At 40.4% G+C, this 22,546-nt stretch carries 18 protein-coding genes, 2 tRNA genes and 2 pseudogenes; 13 read left to right on the top strand and 9 right to left on the bottom strand.

Annotated elements, in window-relative coordinates:
* Positions 1–26: 26 nt before the first annotated feature.
* Positions 27–1,481, top strand: coding sequence for a D-xylose transporter XylE (gene xylE / locus NXX38_RS19240; RefSeq protein ID WP_258980700.1), 1,455 nt, complete (start codon positions 27–29; stop codon positions 1,479–1,481).
* A 709-nt stretch (positions 1,482–2,190) separates the two neighbouring features.
* Here the strand turns inward: xylE and NXX38_RS19235 are convergent.
* Complete coding sequence (locus NXX38_RS19235; RefSeq protein ID WP_148366635.1) at positions 2,191–2,667, bottom strand: hypothetical protein; 477 nt, start codon at positions 2,665–2,667, stop codon at positions 2,191–2,193.
* Positions 2,668–3,067: 400 nt separating this feature from the next.
* Between NXX38_RS19235 and NXX38_RS19230 the strand changes: the two genes are divergently transcribed.
* Positions 3,068–4,606 (top strand): carbon-nitrogen hydrolase family protein, encoded by a 1,539-nt coding sequence (locus tag NXX38_RS19230; protein ID WP_195650285.1) that lies wholly within the window; start codon positions 3,068–3,070, stop codon positions 4,604–4,606.
* A 97-nt stretch (positions 4,607–4,703) separates the two neighbouring features.
* Here NXX38_RS19230 and NXX38_RS19225 read toward each other — a convergent pair whose 3' ends face one another.
* Positions 4,704–5,753 (bottom strand): DUF2776 domain-containing protein, encoded by a 1,050-nt coding sequence (locus tag NXX38_RS19225; RefSeq protein WP_258980698.1) that lies wholly within the window; start codon positions 5,751–5,753, stop codon positions 4,704–4,706.
* A 209-nt stretch (positions 5,754–5,962) separates the two neighbouring features.
* Here NXX38_RS19225 and ileS point away from each other — a divergent pair, with 209 nt between their 5' ends.
* The 5 genes and pseudogenes from ileS to NXX38_RS19200 all read left to right on the top strand — a co-directional run bounded on the left by ileS (position 5,963) and on the right by NXX38_RS19200 (position 12,081).
* Positions 5,963–9,451, top strand: coding sequence for an isoleucine--tRNA ligase (gene ileS, locus NXX38_RS19220; protein WP_234133454.1), 3,489 nt, complete (start codon positions 5,963–5,965; stop codon positions 9,449–9,451).
* A 35-nt stretch (positions 9,452–9,486) separates the two neighbouring features.
* Positions 9,487–9,867 carry a TraR/DksA C4-type zinc finger protein gene (locus NXX38_RS19215; protein WP_004295883.1) on the top strand — a complete coding sequence of 127 codons (381 nt, stop codon included), beginning with the start codon at positions 9,487–9,489 and terminating at the stop codon, positions 9,865–9,867.
* A gap of 96 nt (positions 9,868–9,963) precedes the next feature.
* A complete protein-coding gene (locus tag NXX38_RS19210) occupies positions 9,964–10,620 on the top strand; it encodes a lipoprotein signal peptidase (RefSeq protein WP_148366639.1) in 657 nt (218 codons plus the stop codon).
* Positions 10,610–11,687, top strand: a pseudogene (locus NXX38_RS19205) (DUF4296 domain-containing protein). The gene NXX38_RS19210 and the pseudogene NXX38_RS19205 overlap by 11 nt, the downstream one beginning before the upstream one ends.
* A 5-nt stretch (positions 11,688–11,692) precedes the next feature.
* Positions 11,693–12,081 (top strand): annotated as a pseudogene (locus NXX38_RS19200) (hypothetical protein).
* Here NXX38_RS19200 and NXX38_RS19195 read toward each other — a convergent pair.
* Positions 12,032–12,796: an RNA methyltransferase gene (locus NXX38_RS19195; protein ID WP_148366642.1), complete on the bottom strand. Its 765-nt coding sequence runs from the start codon at positions 12,794–12,796 to the stop codon at positions 12,032–12,034. The pseudogene NXX38_RS19200 and the gene NXX38_RS19195 sit on opposite strands and share 50 nt — an antisense overlap.
* A 142-nt stretch (positions 12,797–12,938) precedes the next feature.
* Between NXX38_RS19195 and NXX38_RS19190 the strand changes: the two genes are divergently transcribed.
* Complete coding sequence (locus NXX38_RS19190) at positions 12,939–15,248, top strand: BamA/TamA family outer membrane protein (protein WP_148366643.1); 2,310 nt, start codon at positions 12,939–12,941, stop codon at positions 15,246–15,248.
* On the opposite strand, the gene NXX38_RS19185 is transcribed toward NXX38_RS19190, so the two are convergent.
* From NXX38_RS19185 to NXX38_RS19170, 4 genes are all read right to left on the bottom strand, one after another.
* Positions 15,202–15,654 (bottom strand): hypothetical protein, encoded by a 453-nt coding sequence (locus NXX38_RS19185; RefSeq protein ID WP_148366644.1) that lies wholly within the window; start codon positions 15,652–15,654, stop codon positions 15,202–15,204. The two genes, NXX38_RS19190 and NXX38_RS19185, sit on opposite strands and share 47 nt — an antisense overlap.
* Positions 15,655–15,747: 93 nt before the next feature.
* Positions 15,748–16,299 (bottom strand): DUF3332 domain-containing protein, encoded by a 552-nt coding sequence (locus NXX38_RS19180; protein ID WP_195650289.1) that lies wholly within the window; start codon positions 16,297–16,299, stop codon positions 15,748–15,750.
* Between the two features lie 93 nt (positions 16,300–16,392).
* Positions 16,393–16,842, bottom strand: coding sequence for a DoxX family protein (locus tag NXX38_RS19175; RefSeq protein ID WP_004303298.1), 450 nt, complete (start codon positions 16,840–16,842; stop codon positions 16,393–16,395).
* A gap of 90 nt (positions 16,843–16,932) precedes the next feature.
* Entirely contained in the window at positions 16,933–17,367 is a 435-nt protein-coding gene (locus tag NXX38_RS19170; protein ID WP_258980696.1) for a copper resistance protein NlpE, read from the bottom strand.
* Positions 17,368–17,511: 144 nt separating this feature from the next.
* On the opposite strand from NXX38_RS19170, the gene NXX38_RS19165 reads away from it, so the two are divergent.
* The gene (locus NXX38_RS19165) at positions 17,512–17,763 is read left to right on the top strand and encodes a DUF6965 family protein (RefSeq protein WP_148366647.1); all 252 of its coding nucleotides are present in this window, start codon (positions 17,512–17,514) and stop codon (positions 17,761–17,763) included.
* 111 nt (positions 17,764–17,874) lie between these two features.
* On the opposite strand, the gene NXX38_RS19160 is transcribed toward NXX38_RS19165, so the two are convergent.
* Complete coding sequence (locus NXX38_RS19160) at positions 17,875–18,297, bottom strand: BT0820 family HAD-type phosphatase (RefSeq protein WP_148366648.1); 423 nt, start codon at positions 18,295–18,297, stop codon at positions 17,875–17,877.
* 95 nt (positions 18,298–18,392) lie between these two features.
* Between NXX38_RS19160 and NXX38_RS19155 the strand changes: the two genes are divergently transcribed.
* From NXX38_RS19155 to NXX38_RS19140, 4 genes are all read left to right on the top strand, one after another.
* A complete protein-coding gene (locus NXX38_RS19155; protein ID WP_004295896.1) occupies positions 18,393–19,781 on the top strand; it encodes a peptide MFS transporter in 1,389 nt (462 codons plus the stop codon).
* Between the two features lie 82 nt (positions 19,782–19,863).
* Positions 19,864–20,667 (top strand): MBL fold metallo-hydrolase, encoded by an 804-nt coding sequence (locus NXX38_RS19150; protein ID WP_148366649.1) that lies wholly within the window; start codon positions 19,864–19,866, stop codon positions 20,665–20,667.
* 89 nt (positions 20,668–20,756) lie between these two features.
* A tRNA-Lys gene (locus NXX38_RS19145) sits at positions 20,757–20,829 on the top strand.
* A gap of 32 nt (positions 20,830–20,861) precedes the next feature.
* Positions 20,862–20,934, top strand: a tRNA-Lys gene (locus NXX38_RS19140).
* A gap of 174 nt (positions 20,935–21,108) precedes the next feature.
* On the opposite strand, the gene uxaC is transcribed toward NXX38_RS19140, so the two are convergent.
* The gene (uxaC, locus tag NXX38_RS19135; RefSeq protein WP_258980695.1) at positions 21,109–22,515 is read right to left on the bottom strand and encodes a glucuronate isomerase; all 1,407 of its coding nucleotides are present in this window, start codon (positions 22,513–22,515) and stop codon (positions 21,109–21,111) included.
* Between the last annotated feature and the right edge of the window lie 31 nt (positions 22,516–22,546).

Genomic DNA, 22,546 nt, shown 5'->3' with positions numbered 1-22,546 from the left:
CAACACTACTTTATCTACTTATAACCATGATTAATACAACGAACGAGGGTAGTAAACTCTACCTATATTCGATCACCTCTGTCGCCATTTTGGGAGGACTGCTTTTCGGATACGATACAGCCGTTATTTCGGGCGCAGAGAAAGGTTTGGAGGCATTTTTCCTTTCGGCCTCTGATTTTCAATATAATAAAGTAATGCATGGAATCACTTCTTCCAGTGCATTAATTGGCTGTGTACTGGGTGGTGCGATCTCTGGTATATTTGCTTCCCGTTTGGGACGTCGTAATTCCTTAAGGCTTGCTGCCGTACTCTTTTTCCTTTCAGCATTAGGTTCCTATTATCCGGAATTCTTATTTTTCGAATATGGAAAGCCGAACATGGATTTGCTGATTGCTTTTAATCTGTATCGTGTTTTGGGCGGTATCGGAGTAGGACTGGCTTCTGCAGTCTGTCCGATGTATATTGCTGAAATAGCCCCTTCCAATATTCGTGGAACGCTTGTATCGTGTAACCAGTTTGCTATCATCTTCGGTATGTTGGTAGTGTACTTTGTGAATTACCTGATTATGGGCGACCATCAGAATCCTGTTATTTTGAAAGATGCAGCCGGTGTGCTGTCTGTTAGTTCTGAATCTGATATGTGGACTGTTTATGAAGGATGGCGTTACATGTTCGGTTCGGAAGCTTTCCCAGCCGCTTTCTTTGGCCTGTTGTTGTTCTTTGTTCCGAAGACTCCTCGTTATCTTGTATTGATACAGCAGGACGAAAAGGCTTACTCAATTCTGGAAAAGATCAATGGTAAGACAAAAGCACAGGAAATCCTTAATGATATTAAAGCTACTGCTCATGAGAAGACGGAGAAAATCTTTACTTATGGAGTGGCAGTAATTGTGATCGGTATTTTGCTTTCTGTATTCCAGCAAGCTATCGGTATTAATGCGGTACTATATTATGCTCCTCGTATTTTTGAAAATGCAGGTGCAGAAGGAGGTGGCATGATGCAAACTGTGATTATGGGTATTGTAAACATTATCTTTACACTGGTTGCTATCTTCACTGTAGACCGTTTCGGACGTAAACCACTATTGATAATCGGTTCTATTGGTATGGCTGTTGGTGCATTTGCAGTAGCAATGTGTGACAGCATGGCAATAAAGGGTATCCTTCCGGTACTTTCAGTGATTGTATATGCAGCATTTTTCATGATGTCCTGGGGACCGATTTGCTGGGTGTTGATCTCGGAAATCTTCCCGAATACCATCCGTGGTAAAGCAGTGGCAATCGCCGTAGCTTTCCAATGGATATTCAACTATATCGTATCTTCTACTTTCCCGGCATTGTACGATTTCAGCCCGATGTTTGCGTATAGTTTATATGGCATTATCTGCGTAGCTGCTGCCATCTTCGTTTGGCGTTGGGTACCTGAAACGAAGGGCAAGACACTGGAAGATATGAGCAAACTTTGGAAGAAAGACAAATAAATTAGGTTAGTGTAATTTCATCATGTCATTATGACTTCGGCCTCCTGACATGATTCTGTTGAGATTATGACATCGTACCAATGGTATGGTGTCATAATTGTTTTTATTTGAAGCTTTTAGGAGTAGTTGTAAATTCAGGGGATTTGGTCTAGAGAAACTTTGTCTCATAAGAATATATTCGTAAATGGTACGGATTTGAACTAAACATTACATAATGAAAAAACTATCTATCATGCTATCATTTATTTTAGTAATATTCTAATTATCAATGTAGTATCTATGATAGATAGCTTTTGAAAAATGTATCTATCATACTTTTATCAGTAAAAACGGGTTACCTATCATCTACAAAATAGCCATATAAATATCCTATAAGCATAAAACGGCTTGTTTTTGTCACAATGAAGCCATATAAATCCGAATATCGCAGCTCAAAAATCCGACTTAAACGGCGATAAGTTTATAGCCCACAAGTGTGTGCTGTATAGCCTGCATATGTAGGCTGTATGGTTTACATGCGTGGGCTGTACGGCACACACTTGTGAACTATAGAAATACTGCCGCTCCCCATAGATAATTAAGCTGTCAAATACAGGTTATCATCCTATAAAGTGTGCATTCGTATGTCTTTAAATGGATTATTTCACCTAATGCTACACTAAAATAGATACAGTATAGGAATGATAAATGTAACATCTATCTGTATGACTTAACGGCCAGATATATTCTCCGAAGTTTCGGAGGGTTTGCCGCCCAAGAGCTTTTCCAAGTCACGTAATTGACGTTGATAATCTTGTAACATCTGACTGACAAAACCACGATAGCAAGAAGCTGATATCAGGAAGTTCGACCATTTCGCCCATTCTTCAAAAATCTTTTGACACTCTGTGCGAGGTGAATTTTGTAAAGTAAAGAAATGCAGGCAAGCCTTTTGCATCTCCGGCATCCCATTTTCCCATGGACGGTCGAGGTTGGTCAACGCCTTAATAAAATGCTTGATTTTGTGGTGTAACGCTCCCAGACGTTGTGATTCAGAACGATCGACCGATACGGTAGGGCATAGTCGTCGTGATTGGGCTAAATAAAACTGTTTTAGGTTTTCTTTTTCTTCCAGATTAGGAAATTCTGCTTCCTGCCGATTGCTTCGAACGGCTTTTACAGGTGCACTGTTTTGTTCTTCATGCATGATACAACGGTTTTAAGATAGGCGGGAATAAAAAAACGGTTCCGCCTTTCCCGTTGCATAACACTCCACAGAAGCTGGGGACGCATTAACGTTCCCCACGGGGGGTACGAAACCGCGTATCTACGACAGCAACAGGCATAAAAATGCCTGCTACTGGAGTTGAAGCAGGTTCACTGCTTCTGTGAATAAAATGTTATGCGTTGCAAATGTACGATAATTTTTGGAAGTCGCAAATTAAATAGTGCAAGAATCTGTGTAAAAATTATGTGATGTTAAAGCACTGTAGCCATTTCTGAACCGTGTATTAAAATTAAGTATAATGTATTTTCAATTCTGCAATGACAATATATAAAGATAAACAGTACCTTTGCACAGTCTTTATATAAAAACACGTATTGTTATGGAACAACATCCGATAAAAATTAATAAAGTGCAGATACGCAATCTGCAAATAGAAGATTATGTACAGTTATCCCAGTCGTTTACCCGCGTCTATTCTGATGGTAGCGATGTGTTTTGGACTCGTGAGCAGATCCAGAAGTTAATTAAAATTTTTCCGGAAGGTCAGATTGTTACAGTAGTCGATGATAAAATAGTTGGTTGTGCTCTTTCTATCATTGTTGATTATGATAAAGTAAAGAACGATCATACGTATGCACAAGTGACAGGGAAGGAAACATTCAATACGCATAATCCCAAAGGAAATATCTTGTATGGCATTGAAGTATTCATCCACCCGAGCTATCGTGGTTTGCGTCTCGCACGTCGTATGTATGAATATCGTAAGGAGCTTTGCGAAACATTGAACCTGAAAGCTATCATGTTTGGCGGACGTATCCCGAATTATCATAAATATGCTGACAAAATGCGTCCGAAAGAATATATCGAACGAGTGCGTCAACGCGAGATTTATGATCCGGTACTAACTTTCCAGCTATCGAATGATTTTCACGTGCGAAAGGTGATGACCAATTATCTGCCGAATGACGAAGAATCGAAACATTACGCCTGTTTGCTTCAATGGGATAATATCTATTATCAGCCACCTACGCAAGAATATATCAGTCCTAAAACTACGGTTCGTGTAGGATTAGTGCAATGGCAGATGCGTAGCTATAAAACGTTGGACGACCTGTTCGAACAAGTAGAATTCTTCGTGGACGCAGTATCCGATTATAAAAGTGATTTTGTTCTTTTCCCGGAATATTTCAATGCTCCTTTGATGTCGAAGTATAATGATAAAGGAGAATCACAGGCTATTCGCGGATTGGCAAAGTATACCGATGAGATTCGGGAACGGTTTATGAATCTGGCTATTAGCTATAATATCAACATTATAACCGGAAGTATGCCATACGTAAAAGAGGACGGACTGCTTTATAATGTAGGTTTCCTTTGCCGACGGGATGGAACCTATGAAATGTACGAGAAATTGCACGTCACCCCCGATGAAATAAAAAGCTGGGGACTGAACGGTGGTAAACTTCTGAACACTTTTGATACGGATTGTGCAAAGATCGGAGTTTTAATCTGCTATGATGTGGAATTCCCCGAACTTTCCCGCCTGATGGCAGATCAGGGAATGCAGATATTATTTGTTCCTTTCCTGACAGATACCCAGAATGCCTACTCCCGTGTTCGTGTTTGTGCGCAGGCGCGTGCTATTGAGAATGAATGTTTTGTAGTCATTGCCGGAAGTGTCGGAAACCTTCCTCGTGTGCACAATATGGATATTCAATATGCTCAATCGGGTGTGTTTACCCCATGCGATTTTGCTTTTCCAACGGACGGAAAGAGGGCGGAGGCAACTCCTAACACAGAAATGATTTTGGTATCGGATGTTGATCTGGATTTGCTGAACGAACTGCATACGTATGGTAGTGTACGTAACTTGAAAGACCGCAGGAATGACTTGTATGAGGTTAGATTCAAAAAATAAAAGAGTGACGCTATACTGTCAAGATAGCGTCACTATGTGCCCTGGATAGCGTCACTATCCGGGGCACATAGTGACGCCCTTTTTATAGAATATTTTTTTATTTGGAAGACGTGCCGCTCTCCAATATACTAACGATAGAAAACAGCGTAAAGCATATCGCTCCGAGTCCTGATAACACACGTGCCGGAATGAAGTAATCTGCATTTACAGTGGCAAGCTCGAATACAAAAGCCGCCAAAAACAGACAAGCCAATGCTGTGAATACCGGAATTAAAGGAATACGGTTGGCGAGTTTGAACTCATGCCGCCAAATTTTAGCCAAAAGAATGACTTTACTGGAAATACTGTAACAGACTAAACCTAGTCCAAGCATGATATATCCGGTAGTACCGTTGGCACTGCCTGAATCGGCTAAGATTATAAAAAATCCCCAGATAAAAGAAATGGATCCCATCAATAAAACGAGTTTGGGCCATTGTGAACGTTCTTTTTCCGAATATACATTGCGTATCTGACGGGCTATGGTAGCTACCAATGCGATCAGACTGGTACAAATGCAGGCAAGCCCTGCCATTACATGACCAGCTACAAAATATGCCGGATGCACATGACTGTTAGCCAATAAAACAAACGCCCATATCCATGCGATAAGAGAAATGAGAATGACAATGATTTCCAATGCCCGTTCCTGACCTAAAGTAAATGCTCCTTCAGGAACTTCATTACCCGTGCCTCTGGAGTTTCCCGGAATCAAAGAAAAACGGGTAGAGGAGGTGGCAGCAGTGGCTACACAACCTGTAATAAAACCTACGCCGGTTATTACATGGCCTGCCACAAAAGCTGAAGTACCGTCTGCATTACTGAAAACACAGATACCTCCGATTATAGTCACTATAGCTGCCAGATAGCCGAGTATTGGTAAACCGTACTTCGCAGCTTGATTATATGTATGTATGATTTGCCGGATAATAGTAGCAGCCGTGCAGAACAGCGCAATGCATATCATACCTAATGAGAATATCACAGGGCCTGCTACAACACGACCGCCGGCATCTCCATAATCATAAATGAACGCTCCGTATCCGAAGCAAAAAACAGCCATCAACAAAGGGATTGCCCTGAATAAAATACTAATTCCATAATTCATAAGTTAAGTGTTTTTAGGTTTCCCACTAAAACAAGGAGATACCTGTTTTGTTTAGGCTGTAGGTGGTTTATAATCGTTAACTTCACACGAATCCGATTAAAAGTCTTAGCTTTTTGCTCAACTAAACAAATGTTTTTGTAAATTTGCACCCTTAAAAATGGGGATACCCCTCAAATTGTAAATTGTAAATAGTAAAATCGTAGACAGCTATGGGTAAGAGATTTACTGAATATTCGCAGTTTGACCTTTCGCAGGTGAACAAAGATGTGCTGAAGAAATGGGACGAGAACCAGGTTTTCGCCAAGAGTATGACAGAACGTGATGGCTGTCCTTCGTTCGTGTTTTTCGAAGGACCTCCCTCGGCTAATGGTATGCCGGGCATTCACCATGTAATGGCTCGTACCATTAAGGACATTTTCTGCCGCTACAAAACGATGAAGGGTTATCAGGTGAAGCGTAAAGCCGGATGGGATACGCACGGACTGCCTGTGGAACTAAGTGTAGAAAAAGCATTAGGTATCACAAAAGAAGATATTGGTAAGAAAATCTCTGTTGCCGACTACAATGCGGCTTGCCGGAAGGACGTGATGAAATATACCAAGGAGTGGGAAGACCTGACTCACCAGATGGGATACTGGGTGGACATGAAGCATCCTTATATCACGTATGACAATCGTTATATTGAAACACTGTGGTGGCTATTGAAGCAACTGCATAAAAAAGGTTTATTATATAAAGGATATACGATCCAACCGTATTCACCGGCTGCAGGAACAGGACTGAGCTCACACGAGTTGAATCAGCCGGGCTGTTACCGAGATGTAAAAGATACAACGGCCGTTGCCCAATTTAAAATGAAGAATCCTAAACCGGAAATGACGGAATGGGGAACTCCTTATTTTATTGCCTGGACAACTACTCCGTGGACATTGCCCTCAAATACGGCACTCTGCGTAGGACCGAAGATCGATTATGTGGCTGTACAGTCTTACAACGCCTATACCGGAGAACCTATTACTGTTGTTCTGGCTAAAGCTTTATTGAATGTACACTTCAATGCAAAAGCGGCGGATTTGAAGTTGGAGGATTATAAAGCCGGAGATAAACTTGTGCCGTTTAAAGTGATTGCCGAATATAAAGGCACTGATCTTATCGGTATGGAATATGAGCAGTTGATTCCTTGGGTAAAACCTGTCGAAGTATCTGAAGACGGTACTTGGAAAGCTAGTGATAAAGCTTTCCGTGTAATACCGGGTGATTATGTAACTACAGAAGATGGTACGGGTATCGTTCACATTGCACCGACATTTGGTGCGGACGATGCGAATGTGGCACGTGCTGCAGGAATTCCGTCACTATTCATGATCAATAAGAAAGGTGAAACTCGTCCGATGGTGGACCTGACCGGTAAATTCTATCTGTTGGATGAGCTGGATGCTACTTTCGTAAAAGAATGTGTGGATGTAGACAAATACAAGGACTATCAGGGCGCATGGGTGAAAAATGCCTATGATCCTCAATTCATGGTAGATGGAAAATATGATGAGAAAGCTGCGCAGGCTGCCGAATCTTTGGATATTGTCATTGCCATGATGATGAAAGCAGACAACAAGGCTTTCAAAATAGAGAAACATGTCCACAACTACCCGCATTGCTGGCGTACAGACAAACCGGTACTTTATTATCCGTTGGATAGCTGGTTTATCCGTTCTACCGCTTGTAAGGAACGTATGATAGAACTGAACAAGACTATCAACTGGAAACCGGAATCTACCGGAACCGGCCGTTTCGGTAAGTGGCTGGAAAATCTGAATGACTGGAACCTTAGCCGTTCCCGTTATTGGGGTACTCCGTTGCCTATCTGGCGTACGGAAGATAATACGGATGAGATATGTATCGAATCTGTAGAAGAGCTTTATAATGAAATCGAGAAATCGGTAGCTGCCGGATTTATGAAATCCAATCCATACAAGGATAAAGGTTTCGTTCCGGGCGAATACACCGAAGGAAATTATGATAAGATTGATCTTCACCGTCCTTATGTAGACGACATCATATTGGTATCAAAAGATGGTCAGCCGATGAAGCGTGAATCAGACTTGATTGATGTATGGTTCGATTCGGGTGCTATGCCTTATGCGCAGATACATTATCCGTTCGAAAATAAGGAACTGTTGGATAGCCGTCAGGTATATCCGGCCGACTTTATCGCAGAAGGGGTAGACCAGACACGTGGTTGGTTCTTTACCTTACATGCTATCGCTACGATGGTATTTGACAGTGTGTCATACAAAGCTGTTATTTCTAACGGTTTGGTGCTCGATAAGAACGGTAACAAGATGTCTAAACGTCTGAATAATGCTGTCGATCCGTTTACTACGATTGAAAAGTATGGTTCCGACCCGTTGCGTTGGTACATGATAACCAACTCTTCTCCGTGGGATAACCTGAAATTTGACGTTGAAGGAGTGGAAGAAGTTCGTCGTAAATTCTTCGGCACTTTATATAATACGTATTCATTCTTTGCACTTTATGCAAATGTAGACGGATTTGAATATAAAGAAGCGGATGTGCCGATGGCAGAACGTCCGGAGATTGACCGTTGGATCTTATCTGTATTGAATACATTGATAAAAGAGGTAGATACTTGCTATAATGAATATGAACCGACAAAGGCAGGACGTCTGATTTCTGATTTTGTGAATGATAATTTGTCCAACTGGTATGTTCGCCTGAATCGTAAACGTTTCTGGGGTGGTGAATTTACACAGGATAAATTGTCTGCTTATCAGACATTGTATACTTGTCTCGAAACAGTTGCCAAATTGATGGCTCCTATATCTCCGTTCTATGCAGACCGGTTATATACGGACTTGATTACAGCAACAGGTCGTGACAGTGTCGTTTCTGTCCACCTTGCCGAATTCCCGAAATATCAGGAAGAAATGATAGACAAGGAATTGGAAGCCCGTATGCAAATGGCACAGGATGTTACATCCATGGTGTTGGCATTGCGTCGTAAGGTGAATATCAAGGTGCGCCAACCACTGCAGTGTATCATGGTTCCGGTGGTGGATGAGGAGCAGAAAGCTCATATCGAAGCTGTGAAGAACCTGATTATGAACGAAGTGAACGTGAAAGAAGTCAGATTCGTTGATGGTGCGGCCGGTGTATTGGTGAAGAAAGTGAAATGTGACTTTAAGAAACTGGGTCCGAAGTTCGGCAAGCAGATGAAAGCGGTGGCCGCTGCGGTTGCAGAAATGTCACAGGAAGCAATCGGTGAATTGGAGAAGAACGGAAAGTATACGTTAAATCTGGATGGTGCAGAAGCTGTTATCGAAGCATCAGACGTTGAGATCTTTAGTGAGGATATTCCGGGATGGTTGGTTGCCAATGAAGGTAAACTGACTGTAGCACTTGAAGTTACTATTACCGAAGAGTTGCGTCGTGAGGGTATTGCCCGTGAATTGGTGAACCGTATTCAGAATATACGTAAGTCAAGCGGCTTTGAGATTACAGACAAAATAAAAATAACAATCTCGAAAAATACGCAAACAGATGATGCGGTAAATGAATATAATACTTATATTTGTAACCAAGTTTTAGGCACATCTCTGGAACTTGTAGATGAAGTGAAAGACGGAACAATGCTGGAGTTTGATGACTTCTCGCTGTTTGTGAATGTGATAAAAGACTAATACTATATTGATTAACCTTTTTAAATTGTAAAATTATGGCAGAAAAGACTAGATATTCGGATGCGGAACTCGAGGAATTCCGTGCCATTATTATGGAGAAACTGGAATTGGCACAACGTGACTATGAACAGTTGAAAAAAAGTTTGATGGGACTGGACGGTAATGATACCGATGATACATCTCCTACATATAAAGTATTGGAAGAAGGAGCTAACACGCTCTCCAAGGAAGAAACAACCCGCCTGGCACAACGTCAGCTGAAGTTTATCCAAGGATTACAAGCTGCTTTGGTACGTATTGAGAATAAAACGTATGGCATCTGCCGTGAAACCGGAAAGCTGATTCCGGCAGAGCGTTTGCGTGCTGTTCCTCACGCTACGTTAAGCATTGAAGCAAAGAACAGTGGTAAAAAATAACAGATAGCAATAGGCTACAGGTAACGGGCTACAAGTAGCTGCGCAAAATTTACGCACGGCACTTGTAGCTCGTTATGTTTAATTTATAATAAACACATGAAGAAACTATTCACAAAGGGAAGAATTGCCCTGTTCGTTATCTTTTCCGTATTGATTATTGACCAGATTATCAAAATCTGGATTAAAACTCATATGTACTGGCATGAAAGCATACGTGTGACAGATTGGTTTTATATCTATTTCACCGAAAATAACGGAATGGCTTTCGGTATGGAAATTTTCGGCAAGCTGTTCCTGACAACATTCCGTATTGTTGCGGTGGCATTGATAGGATGGTATCTTTATAAAATAATAAAGAAAGGGTTCAAAACAGGCTACATTGTTTGTGTGGCTCTTATTCTGACCGGTGCTTTAGGAAATATCATAGACAGTGTGTTCTATGGAGTTTTCTTCAATGAAAGCACTCATTCGCAGATTGCCAGCTTTATGCCCGAAGGCGGTGGATATTCTACCTGGTTTTATGGAAAAGTAGTGGATATGTTTTACTTTCCGATTATAGATACAAACTGGCCTACATGGATGCCGTTTGTGGGCGGAGAGCATTTTATATTCTTTAGTCCGATCTTTAATTTTGCAGATGCTGCTATCAGTTGTGGTATCATTGCCCTGTTACTTTTTTATAGTAAATATTTGAATGAGTCATATCATTCGTTGGATAAAGATAAAAAGGAAGCTACAGATCATGAAAAGTAAATTTCGGTTTCATCTGTGTCTCATCTGCATGTTCGCTTTTGCAGTAGCCGGGTGTAAAGTGAAAAGACCCAGTGATGTAATCTCGGAATCGAAGATGGAGAATTTGCTGTATGATTATCATGTGGCAAAGTCTATGGGAGATAATTTGCCTTATAGTGAGAACTATAAGAAAGCATTGTATATCGACGCCGTTTTTAAGAAATATGGGACTACGCAGGCTGCATTTGACTCGTCTATGGTTTGGTATACACGTAACACAGAGATTTTATCGAAAATTTATGATAAGGTGAAGAAGCGTTTGAAAGATGAACAGGAACTTGTGGGTGACCTGATAGCCAAACGTGATAAGAAACCGAAAATGACTAAGCAGGGTGACAGTATTGATGTCTGGCCGTGGCAGCGTATGATTCGTTTGACCGGTGAAATGATGAATAATCAATATGTATTTACTTTGCCGACCGACTCTAACTACAAAGACCGTGATACGCTGGTATGGGAAGTACGCTATCGATTCCTCGAACCGATGCTTGCCGACTCTTTAAGAGGCGTTACGATGGCCATGCAGGTGATTTATGAGAAAGATACGATCAATCATTGGAAAACGGTGACTGAACCGGGTGTGCAACAGATTCGTTTGTTTGCAGATACATTAGGTCCAATGAAAGAAATAAAAGGCTTCCATTTATTATCCGGGAGATAGTCTGGAAAAGGGAGGAGCATTATTGGCTGACCGTTTCATGATGACTCGTTATCATTGTACGGACACAGTTTCGTTTGCTGTCCGCGATTCTTTGAACAAGATAAAAGCTTTGAAAGCGGATTCTTTGAAGAAGATATCTGCTAAAGAAAATGCCGACTCTTTGCATAAGATCATAGACAAGGAGAAAGATGACATGCAGCGTCTGACACCGGAAGAAATGAACCGTCGTCGTACGGGAACTCATCGCGAGAAGAAACCGGAACAGATTGAAGTGGAACAACATATCCAGAAGGAAAGAATGGAGCAAAGAAAGGAGCGTCAGATGAATCAACGCAGGCAGCAACAACAAAGACGTCAAAATCGCTGATTGTAATGAAACGTTTTGCTTCTCATTATTTGCTGATACCTGCTGTAGGATTTATGGAAGCAGCAGGTGGTGGAGATCACCGGTGAGGGAATTGTTCGAGATGTATTTCCACTGACTGAAGAGATTGAGTCGGTCGAATGGATGCCGGGAGTGATTGCCCTGCTTTCTGAAAACCAAATGGAAGAAATAAAAAACACTGGGATGATTTTTAAAAACATCCCAGTGTTTTCATCCAATCTTCCCAATGTTCCGAATCAATCTTCCCAATGTTTGATGGAGTATCTGCATGGAAGCGGAAAAGAAGGGGGAAGCCCTATTTCCTTACTTATTTTATCCTTTTGATTTTACTTCCATGCAGCCTGTCGACGGAACTCGGCACAGATTACTGCGGTAGCGATGGCTACATTAAGAGACTCGGATGTCTCCTGACCTTCCGGATAATTGGGAATATATAATTTTCTGTTAATCAATGCAGCGACTTCTTTTCCTATACCATTCCCTTCATTTCCCATTACTATCAGGCCATTGGCAGACAATGGTTGTTCATACATATTTTTTCCGTCCAGAAAAGTTCCGAATATAGGAGTGTCTCCGAGTGAACGGATAAAATCGGGGAGGGAAGTATAGTGCACTTTCACGCGGGTAATTCCTCCCATTGTGGCTTGTATGGTTTTAGGGTTATATACGTCTACCGTATTCTGTGAGCAGATAATATGTTCGATGCCAAACCAATCGGCCAAACGGATAATAGTACCGAGGTTTCCGGGATCTTGCACATCATCCAATGCAAGGCAAAGTGATTGGCGCACGACTTCCGGATTCAATGTATAGGATGGTTGTTCGAAAATGGCAAGTACCTGTTGGGGAGTTTTCAATAAACTGGCCCGTGAAAGATCTTCCTGTGAAACTTCTACCAGTTCACTTGCATCTATATCGGGATGTTTTTGAAGCCACGAGGAAGTGGCTGCTAAAAAACGACAAGGAAAATGTCCGAGTAAATCACCTACCAATTTAGGACCTTCAGCCAGAAATACTCCCTCTTCTTTGCGTATTTTCTTCAGTTCCAGCGAGTGGATATACTTTATTTTGTTTTTACTTAGTGATGCCATAAATTTGATATTCTTTTGCAAAGCTATAAAGATATTTCCAATCTATCCTTACTTTCCTCTCTTTTTCTTAATTTATTTTTCCCGTCAGAAAATATAATTTATCTTTGTAAGCGCATTTTTTATGCTATCGATGTAAAACCGTATGAGGAGAAATTTTCTTTATTTACTTGCTTCTGCTGCTGTCTTGTCACTTGCTTCGTGTACTACCACTAAGTTTGTGCCGGATGGTTCTTATTTGCTGGATGAAGTTAAAATTCGTACGGACCAGAAAAACATACGGCCTTCTTCCTTACGTATGTATGTTCGGCAAAATCCTAATGCCAAGTGGTTCAGCCTGATAAAGACTCAACTTTATGTCTACAATCTGTCGGGACGTGATTCAACCAAATGGGGAAACAAGTTTTTAAGAAGGATAGGGGATGCTCCTGTAATATATAGCGAGGACGAAGCGAAACGCTCTGAAGAAGAGATCACTAAGGCGGTGCATAATATGGGATATATGGCGGCAACCGTGAAGCGTTCGACCAAAATAAAAAAGAAAAAGATTAAGCTGTATTATGATGTAACGGCAGGCAAACCTTACGTTGTTCAATCTATCAAATATGATATTTATGATCCTAAAATAGCCTCTCTTCTCAAACAGGATTCTGCCAGAAGCTTGCTGAAGGAAGGAATGTATTTGGATGTGAATGTATTGGATGCGGACAGGCAACGCATCACGAATAAGTTGCTTCGGAATGGCTACTATAAATTTAATAAGGATTATATCGGATATACGGCCGATACGGTTCGTAATACTTATAATGTAGATTTGACTCAACATTTGCAGATGTATAAAGTGCATGCGAGTGATTCGGCAAGGGCACATCAGCAATATTGGATCAATAAGATTAATTTTATTACGGATTATGACGTTTTGCAGTCTTCTGCTTTGAGTAGTGTGGATATTAATGATTCGGTTCATTATAAGGGATATCCGATTTACTATAAGGATAAGCTCTATTTACGTCCTAAAGTGCTTACGGATAACCTCCGGTTTGCTTCCGGCGATTTGTTTAATGAGCGTGATGTGCAACAAACCTATTCCAGTTTCGGGCGTTTGTCTGCATTGAAATATACGAATATCCGTTTTATCGAGACTCAAGTTGGAGATTCAACAATGCTCGATTGTTATGTGATGTTGACTAAGAGCAAACATAAATCGGTATCTTTCGAGGTAGAGGGAACCAATTCTGCCGGTGACTTGGGAGCAGCGGCTTCCGTTTCTTTCCAGAATAGGAATCTCTTTCGCGGATCGGAAACGTTTATGATAAAATTCCGTGGAGCGTATGAGGTTATTTCCGGGCTTCAAGCTGGTTATTCAAATAATAACTATACGGAGTATGGGGTGGAAACGAGTATCAACTTTCCTAATTTCCTGTTCCCATTCATTTCCTCTGACTTTAAACGGAAAATCAGGGCTACAACAGAGTTTGGTTTACAGTATAATTATCAGTTGCGACCGGAGTTCTTGCGCACGATGGCTTCTGCTAACTGGAGTTACAAGTGGACGCAGCGTCAGAAGATACAACACCGTATTGATTTGATAAATATTGCTTTCCTTTATTTGCCCCGTATCTCTGAAAGGTTTAAGGAAGACTATATAAATAAGGGACAGAACCATATATTCCAGTATAATTATCAGGATCGGCTGATTATAAATATGGGATATAGCTATAATTATAATAGTGTAGGAGGATCGATTATCAATAATACGATTGCTTCTAATTCATATTCCATCCGTTTTAATTTCGAATCGGCGGGAAATGTAATGTATGCTCTGTCAAAGGCTGCAAACATCCGGAAGAACAGTGATGGTGAATATGCTATTCTAGGGATTCCATATGCTCAATATCTGAAGGGAGAGTTTGATTTTGCTAAGAATATCAGAATTGATTATCGTAACTCTTTTGCGTTTCATGCCGGTGTGGGAATAGCTGTACCTTATGGAAATGCGAAGACTATTCCGTTTGAGAAACAATATTTCTCCGGTGGAGCCAATAGTGTCCGCGGATGGAGTGTTCGCGATTTGGGACCGGGCTCTTTTGCAGGAAATGGGAATTTGCTCGATCAATCCGGAGATATTAAACTGGATGCCAGTATTGAATACCGAAGCAAGTTATTCTGGAAGTTTCAGGGGGCGGTATTTATTGATGCCGGTAATATCTGGACCATCCGGAGTTATGCCAATCAACCTGGAGGGGTTTTCAAGTTTGATAAGTTTTATAAGCAAATAGCAGTGGCCTACGGATTGGGTCTTCGCTTGGATTTAGATTTCTTTATTCTGCGCTTTGACGGAGGTATGAAAGCTGTCAACCCCGCCTATGAAACGAGGAAAGAGCATTTCCCCATCATCCATCCTAAATTCAGTCGTGACTTTGCTTTCCATTTTGCTGTGGGATATCCTTTCTAATCAGCCATTTATTATTTACTCTTACTAACTCGAGCGTATCTTGCAGGGAACTTACGTATTCCATTTTTCTTCCGATAGGATGAATGACGAATGCATTTTTGATTTGGCAGACAACTGACGCTTCTTCTAAATTAGCATCTACCTCACTTGAAATAACAGAAACTTTTGCAGCGCCTCGTGTCTTGAGTTGCTCCAGATGGGGTTGACCGACATTGGATGCTAAGAAACTAAGATAAGATTGGGAAGAAGGCGTGCTCCATTCTTTGGCGACCGGATAATTGAAATTATAAAAGGCTTCGCAGAAATCAATGGCTGTCTGTTCTATTTGAGTTTGAGGAGTTTGTTGCTGACAAGATAGGCAGGTGAAGATTAGAACAGAATAGATAAGTGTATGTAGTTTATTCATAGTACAAAAGATTCTTGATAGAAGAAGATAAGATTGAAAAAGGAGATGAAACTCCCGTATGATGTTTCATCTCCTTCGTATTTGTTTTTATTTTTAGCGGGCGGCAAACATAAGATTGCTCATTGTAGCCTGGCGTGCTGCCAGCATGCCTTGAGCATCCAACGTTACATTCATCTTTTCGCCATTTGGCAAGAACAAATCAGCAGTGCCATCATTGTTCATTTTTACTAATTCAGCGCTTTCACCGTTTGCAACGACATTCCATGTATTGGCTTCTTTGTTGTAGATCAGGTCCATTGAAGCAGTTTCGCCCTCTTTAGTAATGGAATATCCATTCTCAAGAGTTTTCACCATGTAGTTGCCGTTTTCTCCTTTTACTTTCTTTACATCACCTACATTAGCCATCGGATTGGAGCCACTCCAGAATTCGATTGAGTTGATAACTAAAGCATCAGCCAGGTAAGCTACACCATAAACCGGAATAATGTTGAAAGCAAGGAATACGAGTTCGTTTACAAACTTGTTTCCAACTGATTGATTCCAGGAAGACAGGCGGTTGAATAAACCGAATGATCCTACACAAGAACTGAATAATAAGCTACCGCTAAGTACTACTGCGACTAAAGTCAGTTTCCCTTTTTTCATGTTAAAATGTTTTTGATTAATAAAAAATATTGATAATTTCTCTCTTATGTGTATGCAAATATAATATTTTTTAATTAATCGGGGCTATTATTTCTAATTTTTGTATGCTCTTGACTTCCGCCGTGACAATTCGTTTCCTATGATATGGTCTATTGAAAATTTACCGGGACCGGCAATATACATCAATATAAATACGACCAAATAGATGAAAGCTAGCTCTTTAACTGCAAAAACGTCATTTGCATGAACTACAAAGAAGGCTACTATCATTGTGAAAATCATCGGGATCATTGCCAAGCGATACAGGAATCCGATGATAAATGCCATCGAACATACGAGTTCGCCAAAAATTGCTAATCCGAGAGATAGGGGACTTCCTATTCCAAGCGGATCAGGAAACACTGCTGACATCTCCTGGAAGTTACTCCATTTCTGGATACCATGGTTCATTAATAATATACCGAAGATGATCCGGACAGCCAATAGCAACAAAGATACCTTCGTTGTATTCGATTTTGTGGGAAATAAAAAACTATAAATCATAAGTTGTTCTATTTTTAAGTTTATATCTATTTATATAAACATAAAAAATCTTGAATTTGTTCTTTATTGATAGCAAAATTTGTTTGGACCTTATTCCTTATTTAAAACATAATGGTCTGCAAGTTCTCCGGTTATTTCTTGTTTATCCATTGTTAGCTTGCGTAAATGATTTTCTCCCACTTTATAATAAGAAAGTTCTCCGCCTTCTTCTTTAAGAGTCAACAGATTGTCTTTTAAAATATATGTACCTTTCTCGTCAAATGAGCTGTCTCTATCGATATATACGGAATGGAGGCTGAATGTTTTGTCCGGATTTAATGTCAGGGTTATTTCAATGCCCGGACAATCGGCAGCAGGGAAAACTCCTTTATAAGTCCCTTCGTAATCAAGTGAATTTTCCGCATTATGGATATCGGTTGCTTCGATTGAGGTGCTGTCTGTACCGGCACTCTTGTTTGTTTTCGCGCTATTGTTGCAGGCTGCCAAAAGGGCACATGAACATACTAAAATGAAAAATTTCTTCATAATTATTGCTTCTATTAGTTAGTCTAATTGAGTATATTGGACGTAAAGGTATAAATTTAAAATGGAATCTTTATAGTAAAAAGAAACGAACAACTTTATTTATGAATAAATAAACTTTGTATCTTTGCGGAAAATTCTAAAGAGATGGCACAACATACTTATGACAATGAAGCTGTTCAGGAATTATTGAACTGGGCAAAAAAGATGATTGAGACAAAGAATTATCCAACAGAAAGATATCAGGTCAATAAATGTACTACCATTATTGATGGTAAATCGTATTTGGAATCTTTGATTGCAATGATTTCGAGAAACTGGGAGAATCCGACTTTTCATCCTACTATTGAGCAATTATGGGAGTTTAGGGAAAAGTGGGAAAATAATAAAGAAGCATAGTAAATTGCGATTCAATGTTGAATGATAAATCATTTATGAATATGAAAATGCACTCTTATCTGACATGATTAGAGTGCATTTTTATTTATTAGTTTGATATTTATCAGCTTCCTAGAAAGGCAGCCACCTTTTCTTCTTTTTTAGGGATGTTTTTTCTTCTTCTCCGCTTTGGCTATAGACATCTGCAAACGTCTTTTTCTCTTTAATCATTTCGTAAATGACTCCCCAGTCCGGCAAACCACCCAGGTTTCGGTCGTCAATGAACATATCGGCTTTCAACTTTCGAGAGAATCCCTGATGGTCTTTCTGCTCTTCAGGATAGTCCTTATTAACGGCATAAAATTCTAAACCTCTGGCTTTACACCATTCGACAGCTTCGTCCAAAAGTGCTCCTTCACGCACACTCCATAGTATTAAACGATGCTTTTCTTGTTGCAATAACTTCAATGTGTCAATAGCGAATGGAATCTCTTCACCAATGCGTGGATAACGATGTTCTACAATCGTTCCGTCAAAATCAACAGCTATAATCATAGTTTTTAATTACCTAATTTGGAACAAAGATACGGACAGTAAGCCAAAAAACGTATCTTTGTCTCAAATTAACATTTTAATAAAAATATAAATACATGAACAATTCCCCTCAGCGTGCTGCTAAAGGCTTTACGAGAGCATTTTGGGTCAGCAACACAGTCGAACTGTTTGAGCGTATGGCATATTATGCCGTTTTTATCGTTCTCACTATTTATCTATCTTCCATTTTAGGTTTTAATGATTTCGAAGCAAGTATGATTTCCGGGCTTTTTTCCGGTGGATTGTATCTGCTTCCTATTTTTTCCGGTGCTTATGCTGACAAGATCGGTTTCCGGAAATCAATGATTATAGCATTTTCCTTATTATCCATCGGATATTTAGGGTTGGGTGTACTGCCCACTTTGCTGGAAGCTGCCGGTTTGGTTAGCTATGGTGCCACTACTCAATTTAATGGTTTGCCTGATAGCTATACCCGGTGGATTATCGTGCCGGTTTTGTTTGTACTTATGGTGGGAGGTTCTTTCATTAAGTCCATTATCTCTGCTTCTGTGGCTAAAGAAACAACGGAAGCAACTCGTGCCCGTGGTTATTCCATATTTTATATGATGGTAAATGTGGGGGCTTTCACCGGTAAAACGATTATCGATCCTTTGCGTAATGTCATTGGTGAGCAAGCGTATATCTATATTAATTATTTCTCCGGTGCGATGACAATAGTTGCTTTACTTGCTGTTATTCTTCTTTATAAATCGACGCATACGGCAGGTGAAGGAAAAAGCCTCCATGAGATTGGACAGGGATTTATGCGAATCATTACAAACTGGCGTTTATTGATTCTTATTTTGATTGTTACTGGTTTCTGGATGGTGCAGCAGCAGCTTTATGCCACTATGCCTAAATATGTGATTCGTATGGCTGGCGAGACGGCAAAACCGGGTTGGATTGCCAATGTGAATCCGTTTGTGGTGGTTTGTTGCGTTAGTTTTATCACCCGTTTGATGGCCAAACGCAGTGCGATTACTTCGATGAATGTGGGAATGTTTTTGATTCCTATTTCGGCATTACTGATGGCATGTGGAAATCTGCTGGGTAATGATCTTATTACAGGCATGAGTAATATTACTCTGATGATGATTGCGGGTATAGTTGTACAGGCGCTTGCCGAATGTTTCATTTCACCGCGTTATCTGGAATATTTCTCTTTACAGGCTCCTAAAGGAGAAGAAGGAATGTATTTAGGATTCAGTCATTTGCATTCATTCCTTTCCTCCATTTTCGGTTTTGGTCTGGCGGGAATTCTGCTCACTAAATATTGTCCGGATCCGGCTTTGTTCGAGACGAGGGAAGCATGGGAGGCAGCTAGTGGAAATGCCCATTATATATGGTATTATTTTGCTGCTATAGGTCTGATTGCCGCTGTAGCGCTACTATTATTTGCAAAAATCACCGAATCCATCGACAAAAAGAAGGAAGCTTCTCGGTAATTCTCTGCTTTTTTATGTATATTTGCCGTCACTTTGCTGTAAAAGTTGACGGCATTTTGCATTTTAATAAAGAGGATAAAACATGAAAGTAAAATTTATAAGCCTGGCGAGTGGCAGTAGTGGGAACTGTTATTATCTGGGCACTGAAACCTATGGGATACTGATAGATGCCGGAATCGGCATACGTACTATCAAAAAATCACTGAAAGATTATAATATCTTGATGGATAGTATTCGTGCGGTATTTATAACGCACGATCATGCCGACCATATTAAAGCAGTGGGTAATCTGGGAGAAAAAATGAATATTCCTGTTTATACAACTGCACGTATTCATGCTGGAATCAATCGTAGCTATTGTATGACGGAGAAACTTAGCTCGTCAGTTCGGTATCTGGAAAAGCAAGAGCCTATGACGCTGGAAGATTTTCACATCGAATCTTTTGAAGTGCCACATGATGGAACGGACAATGTGGGATATTGCATTGAAATTGATGGCAAAGTCTTTTCTTTCTTAACCGACCTTGGAGAAATTACTCCTACAGCTGCTTATTATATCAGTAAAGCCCATTATCTGATACTTGAAGCTAACTATGATGAGGAAATGCTCAAAATGGGCCCTTATCCTCAATATCTGAAGGAACGGATTGCAAGTAAAACCGGACACATGAGTAACTCTGATACTGCAGAGTTTCTGGCGGAAAATATCACTGAACATTTGCGATATATCTGGTTATGCCATTTAAGTAAAGACAATAATCACCCGGAGTTGGCTTATAAAACGGTGGAGTGGAAATTAAAGAACAAAGGTGTTATTGTAGGCAAAGATGTGCAACTGCTTGCTTTAAAGCGAAATACGCCTTCCGAGCTTTATGTGTTCGAATAAAGACGAAAAAAAGATAGTAAAAAAGCTGCATGATTGTTTGGTCAAATAAAATAAAAGACCTACTTTTGCAACCGCAAACGAGGAATTAAGCACTCTTAGCTCAGTTGGTAGAGCAACTGACTCTTAATCAGTGGGTCCAGGGTTCGAATCCCTGAGGGTGTACAAATTCGATGTTGCAATAAAAATAAAATGTTGCACTCTTAGCTCAGTTGGTAGAGCAACTGACTCTTAATCAGTGGGTCCAGGGTTCGAATCCCTGAGGGTGTACAAAGATTATTAAAAGGAGAACCTAAAAAGTTCTCCTTTTTTGTTTTGTTGAGAGTCTTTTGTTGTTACAGTTCAGTTGTGGGAATAAAAAATGGGTCAGTCCGAAAAAATACCGCTACTCAAAGCTATATTCGGCTTTGGGCAGCGGTATTTTTATAGTGTAACTACTGTCTGTTAGAACTTGAAGAAGTTCTTGGCATTGTTGTAGCTGATATCTTCAATCATTTGGTTTACACGATCCATTTCAGATGCCGGAATTTCTCCGTTTTCTACGTCGCGTCCTACCAGGTTACACAATGTACGGCGGAAATATTCATGACGCGGGTAGGATAGGAAGGAACGAGAGTCTGTCAACATACCTACGAAGCGGCTCAAAAGACCGAGTACTGACAAAGCATTCATTTGTTTTTCCATACCATCTTTCTGGTCAAGGAACCACCATCCGGAACCAAATTGGATTTTTCCCGGGATAGAACCATCCTGGAAGTTACCCAGCATTGTTGCAATCACTTCGTTAGCGCATGGGTTCAAGTTGTAGAGGATTGTTTTAGTCAATTTTCCATTAGTGTTCAGGCGATCAAGGAATTTAGCCATTGCTTTGGCAGTTGTGAATTCACCGATAGAATCGAAACCTGTATCAGCACCCAGTAATTTAAACATCTTCGTGTTATTGTTACGAATAGCGCCGTAATGGAATTGTTGGGTCCATCCTTTTTCCCAGTCCATTTCACCGAAGATCACAAGCATTGCCGATTTGAATTTCAGAATTTCTTCCTTGGTCAATTCTGCACCACCATATACCTTATTAAAAATGGCTTTGATTTCAGCATCTGTGTAATCTTCTGCGTAGAATTCTTCAATACCATGGTCAGACAGACGGCAGCCTTGTTCTGCGAAGAAGTCATGACGTTTGCGCAAAGCAGCGATCATGTCATCAAAGTTGGAGATGGTAACACCGCTTACCTCTCCCAGTTTTTCTACATAACTGCGGAAATCTGCAGGGACTTCTACAGCCATAGCCTTATCAGGACGCCATGTTGGTAACATCTTGATTTCAAATCCGCTTTCGCGTGTTTTGATATGATATTCCAATGAATCGATAGGATCATCCGTTGTGCAAACAGTTTCTACATGATAACGACGCATCATTCCACGAGCTGAATATTCGGGTTGAGCCAGTTTCTCGTTACATTCATCGTAAATTTCACGTGCGGTTTGTGGATTCAATATTTTATTGATACCAAATGCAGTTTTCAGTTCGAGATGAGTCCAGTGGTATAATGGATTGCGGAAAGTGTAAGGTACTGTTTCCGCCCATTTTTCAAATTTTTCCCAGTCTGTGGTATCTTTTCCCGTACAGAAACGTTCGTCTACACCGTTTGTACGCATTGCACGCCATTTGTAGTGGTCACCGCCCAGCCAGATTTCAGTCAGTGATTTAAACTTGTAGTCGTCAGCTACCATTTGAGGGATAAGGTGACAGTGATAGTCGATGATCGGCATTTTAGCCGCATGCTCGTGATACAACTTTTGCGCAGTTTCTGTTTGCAGCAAGAAGTTTTCGTCCATGAAGTTCTTCATTATTACTGTGTTTTAAGTATATAAAATTATT

It is taken from the genome of Bacteroides sp. BFG-637 (assembly GCF_024793605.1).
Taxonomy (GTDB): domain Bacteria; phylum Bacteroidota; class Bacteroidia; order Bacteroidales; family Bacteroidaceae; genus Bacteroides; species Bacteroides vicugnae.
Note: the sequence above shows the minus strand (reverse complement) of the source record. Positions and strands in the feature narration are given on the sequence as shown.